Below are 5,294 nucleotides of genomic sequence, written 5' to 3'. Positions count from 1 at the left end.
TCTGCTTTCCTATTGCCTTTTTTGGCCATTTTCAGTATACCCTCACGGATCAGGAGCGTATACCGCACTCACCAAGTGGTGGGGATTTTCACGGAAAAGATCCATGAGCAATTTTTGCTCTCCACCCGGGCATGAAAATGACTCATCGGGGCGCATGCATTTTCACGGAAAATATAAATAATTATATAGGGGTAAGAGTCCATTGAAAATTAGGTATATAAATGATTTATTTGCATTAGGTTTAGTAATAGTATTGATTTTGAGTTTTTATACTACTATATTAATTTCACCAATTGTGCTATTAGTTATTTTGATCTTGAGTTTTCCGCTCACATTTACTATATCAAAACTAGGATATAACCGAATTTTTATTTTTACTTTTTTGTTATATCTTTATGTAATATTAAGCGCTCTTATATCGGGTATACCTTTTAAAGAATTAAGTAATTACTATTTTATTAGATATGATGGAAATTTTTTGTACTCTTATAGTCCTTTGTTATTAATACCTCTTATTCAACGTCATAATTTAAATACTGGTTTAATTCTTAAAATTTTCTGTATATCAACTTCTTTAATTCTACTTTTCAGTCATTTAGTTAATATTAGCTTTTTTGATGCGCATAATGCTTATGGTGGATTTTTGGGTCTTGTAATAGGAGTAAATATTATATTAATAAAAGATAAGATAATGTGGGTACCTCTTATTATTAATACCTACTTACTAATAATCTCAGACTCCAGAGGCTCTATATTTGCAATAATTTTAGCTTTTATATTGATATTTCTAAAGAAAAAAGGATTTAATGTGTTATATAAATTAATTATTACTTGTATATTTTTATTTATGATTATCGTGTTTATAGAAGGATATATAGTATGGTTGAAAATGAATAAACCTATTGCTCTTACATTGGATCAAATTTTTCAATATTATATCCCTTATGGCTACTTAGGATCTATAATCAGAGAAATATTTGATAGGAGTTATACAATAATTCATAGGATTTATTTTTATTGGCCTTTAGCAATAGATAACTTTTTGAATAGTCCTCTTATTGGAATTGGTTTCAGTAGATATGATGATGTACCTTATAATTTAGGGGGAATAAAAAATTTAATATATTTAAACAAGGGTTATATTATTTCTCATACTAATTATCATGCTCACAATTCATATTTACATATATTATCTGAATTAGGTATTTTAGGAGCTGGTTTGTTTTTTATGATTTTTAAAGGTATATTGGACAATGCAAAGAGATTAGAAATAAAAGAACAATTGCTAGTTCAAACACTTACTATATATATGCTTATAGTATCTCTATCAGAACATAGAATTACAACACCTTCTCAAATGATACCTTACTTTATTATTGTTATATTAATTCTATGTAGAAATCGGGGAGATATCTCAAAATGAAATCAAAAATTTTAATTGTTGCATCTGATTTTCCCTATCCCCCAAACCATGGTGGACGAAAAGATGTTTGGGATAAAATAGTTCTATTACACAAGTTGGATTTTAATATAGACCTTTTAGTTACCATAAAGTCTCAGCCATCGCCCCAAAACCTAAAGGAAGTTAAAAATTATGTTGATAACATTTTTCTTGTAGAAAGAACATACAATTTATTTGATTTTATTTCTATTCTTCCGTTTCAATTAAAAAGTCGAAAAAAACTAAAATATTGTAGCTTAAAGACATATTATAAATATGTAATCTTAGAAGGAGACTATGTGTTTTTGCTCACCAATAATAATAGTCTTCAATATGATCACATGATTTTAAGATTACACAATGATGAGGCAAGTTATTTCTTTGATTTATATAGAAGTGAAAAAAGGTGGTTAAATAAACTTTATTATCTATTAGAAGCAGTAAAATTTAAACTTATGCAAAGAAAAATTATAAAAAAGATAAAAAATATAATGTTTATATCAAAAGATGAAATGCGGAGATTTACCATAAAATTCCCAGAGATCAATCCTTTATTTCTTCCACCAAATGTTAATTTGGATCATTTTCATAATATTCACGATAAAAAGCTAAGTAAAAAAGTTTTATTTATTGGCTCTTTATTTATGATTAATAATAGAGAAGGATTAATTTGGTATTTAGAAAAAATACATGATAAAGTGAGTGAGATAGATAAAGAATATTCACTCACTATTGCAGGGAATTCGAATGGTGAATCTTTAGATTGGTTAGTTTCTCAAATTAATACTTGTAAATTTAAACATAACATTACAATTATAGATACGCCCTCTTCCTTAGAGGAAATATACAGAGAACATACCATTTTTATTAATCCTATGTTACATGGTGCAGGGGTTAAACTCAAAACAATTGAAGCAATTCAAAAAGGTTTAGTCGTTGTATCAACTCTTAAGGGAGTTGAGGGAACGGGTCTGCAGGATAAAGTTCATGTATTGATTGGTAAAGATGAAGATGAATTTAAAGACAAGTTAATACTGTTGCTGAATGATTTTGAACTAGTGAAGAGATTATCTGATGAAGCACAAAATTATGCTAAAAAAGAATTTGAAAACACAACTAAGATAAAAACATATTTAGAATCTTTGTAAACAATAGGTGAATATTGATGAAAAAAGTAGCTTTAATACATGACTGGCTAGTCACCTATGCAGGCGCTGAGAAAGTATTGGAACAATTACTTAAGATTTATCCTGATGCTGATTTGTTTAGCCTCGTAGACTTTATAAGTAAAAATCAGAGAGATTTTATTTTAAATAAACAGGTTACCACCTCTTTTATTCAAAAGTTGCCATTTGCTCGAAAAAAGTATCGCAGCTATCTGCCTTTTATGCCGTTGGCTATTGAGCAATTGGATGTATCAAAGTACGATATTGTCATTTCAAGTTCCCATGCAGTTGCGAAGGGAGTGATTACAGGCCCCGACCAACTGCATATTTCTTATGTTCATTCGCCAATCCGATACGCATGGGATTTGCAGCATCAATATTTAAAAGAAGCGGGATTAGACCGAGGAATGAAAGGTTGGATCGCGAAGACGATCTTACACTACATAAGAAATTGGGATTATCGTACGTCCAATGGGGTTGATTATTTTGTAGCTAACTCAAAATTTATTGCTCGGAGAATATGGAAAGTGTATCGAAGGGAAGCGGATGTTATCTATCCGCCGGTAGATGTGTCCGCTTTTACTTTCCACGATAAAAAAGAGGACTTTTATCTCACAGCATCTCGAATGGTTCCATATAAAAAAATCGACTTAATCGTTGAAGCTTTCTCACAAATGCCAGATAAGAAATTAGTGGTTATAGGTGACGGACCGGATTTTCATAAAATTAAGGCAAAGGCTGCTCCTAATGTAGAGTTACTTGGATATCAGCCTTTTGAAGTTTTAAGAGATTATATGCAGCGGGCAAAAGCATTTGTATTTGCTGCTGAGGAGGATTTCGGAATCACACCTGTTGAGGCGCAAGCTTGTGGTACTCCAGTTATTGCCTATGGAAAAGGTGGGGCATTAGAAACAATTCGAGGATATGGACAAGCTGAGAATCCAACAGGTTTATTTTTTAAAGAACAGACTGTGGCATCATTAGTTCAGTCTATTCAGTTGTTTGAGAATATCTCGGGAGATATTCAATATCAAGACTGCCGTGAAAATGCGTTGCGTTTTTCACCGGAAAGATTCAGAAAAGAGTTTCAAGACTATGTAAATAACAAACTTCAACATATGTAATTAAAAAATTAGGAGGTTTTCCATGAAACTTGTATTACTTTCCGGCGGCTCCGGTAAACGCCTTTGGCCCTTATCTAATGATGCACGCTCTAAGCAATTTTTAAAAGTGTTAGAAAATCAAAACGGTAAGTTGCAGTCAATGGTGCAGCGCGTATGGGGTCAGTTGGGAAATGTCGGCCTAGCTGATTCCGCTGTGATTGCGACAAGCAAATCCCAAGTCGATATGATTCAAAGTCAATTAGGACAAGAGGTACCGATTATTATTGAACCGATGCGGCGCGATACGTTTCCAGCGATTGCTCTAGCATCGGTTTATTTGTATAGTGTGGAAGGAATTCGTTTAGATGAGGTCATTGCGGTGTTGCCTGTTGATCCGTATGTAGAGGATCGCTTTTTTAATCGAGTCAAAGATTTAGAAGAAGCCATACTTGCAAGTGGGGCTGATTTGGCGTTAATCGGTGTGGAGCCAACGTATCCATCTGCGAAGTACGGTTATATTGTCCCGGCTTCTAAATCTAGTGATAGTGATTATTTAAGAGTAAGTCATTTTACAGAGAAGCCAACTGAAGAAAAAGCGGCGGAGTTAATTGAACAAGGCGCGCTTTGGAACTGTGGTGTGTTTGCATTTAAACTTGACTATATTATTTCATTGCTGCAAGAAAAAGGATTTCCAATTCAATATGATGAGTTATTAAAGCAGTATGATAAGTTACCAAAAATCAGCTTTGACTATGAGGTCGTAGAAAAGACAGAACATATTGTTGTGTTGCCTTATGATGGCTATTGGAAAGATCTTGGTACATGGAACACGTTAACAGAAGAAATGGCAACAAACCAAATCGGCAAGGGCGTTATTAGTGCTGATTGTGAGAATACCCACCTTATTAACGAACTTGATATTCCTGTGACAGTATTGGGAGTATCTAATGCGGTTGTTGCAGTAAGTCCAGATGGTATTTTAGTCGCTGACAAAGCGAAGAGCCCGAAAATTAAAGAGTTAGTAAATGGTTTTGGCCAGCGTCCAATGTATGAAGAGCGTCGCTGGGGTTGGTATCGGGTATTAGATTATACAAAATTTGAAGATGGACGAGAAGTATTAACAAAACGAATTGGCGTTACCGCAGGGAAAAACTTAAGCTACCAAATGCATTATCATCGCAGCGAAGTGTGGACCATCATTAAAGGTGAAGGGGAATTTGCTTTTAACGGAGAAATTCGCCGCGTTAAGCCAGGTGATGTGCTTGAAATTCCTGTTGGTGCGAAACATGGAATTAAAGCGATTACGGATTTAGAATTGATCGAAGTGCAAACAGGAACACAGTTAATTGAGGAAGATATTGTTCGTATTTATATGACGTGGGAAGAAGTAGAGGCAAATTGCTTCTCTGCGAGTAAATAATGGTTTGGCTGCTATATACATGCAACATGAAGAGTTAACTTCTCAGTCATCCTGCACACCCTAAACGCTGCAGCACTTCCTCCGGACGTTCGTGGATGTAGTTGACAAACCGAGTAATGGCTTGAATGATATCGTTGCGATCCTTGTGAAATACATTGGCAATC

At 33.8% G+C, this 5,294-nt stretch carries 4 protein-coding genes; all 4 read left to right on the top strand.

The annotated features are described in order from the left end of the window. The first annotated feature begins 202 nt into the window (after nt 1-202). From CV944_RS17215 to CV944_RS16160, 4 genes are read left to right on the top strand one after another with little or no spacing between them, the layout of a single operon-like run. Nucleotides 203-1,423 (top strand): O-antigen ligase family protein, encoded by a 1,221-nt coding sequence (locus CV944_RS17215; RefSeq protein WP_145994837.1) that lies wholly within the window; start codon nt 203-205, stop codon nt 1,421-1,423. Further along, entirely contained in the window at nt 1,420-2,589 is a 1,170-nt protein-coding gene (locus CV944_RS16170) for a glycosyltransferase family 4 protein (protein ID WP_100664527.1), read from the top strand. Before CV944_RS17215 ends, CV944_RS16170 begins: the two co-directional genes overlap by 4 nt. Nucleotides 2,590-2,606: 17 nt before the next feature. After that, complete coding sequence (locus CV944_RS16165; protein WP_100664526.1) at nt 2,607-3,731, top strand: glycosyltransferase family 4 protein; 1,125 nt, start codon at nt 2,607-2,609, stop codon at nt 3,729-3,731. A 22-nt stretch (nt 3,732-3,753) separates the two neighbouring features. Further along, nucleotides 3,754-5,130: a sugar phosphate nucleotidyltransferase gene (locus CV944_RS16160; protein WP_100664525.1), complete on the top strand. Its 1,377-nt coding sequence runs from the start codon at nt 3,754-3,756 to the stop codon at nt 5,128-5,130. Nucleotides 5,131-5,294: the final 164 nt, after the last annotated feature.

The organism is Geobacillus sp. WSUCF-018B (genome assembly GCF_002809985.1).
GTDB classification, from domain to species: Bacteria; Bacillota; Bacilli; order Bacillales; family Anoxybacillaceae; genus Geobacillus; species Geobacillus thermophilus.
The sequence above is the reverse complement of the archived record's forward strand: the minus strand, read 5'-3'. Positions and strand labels throughout refer to the sequence as shown.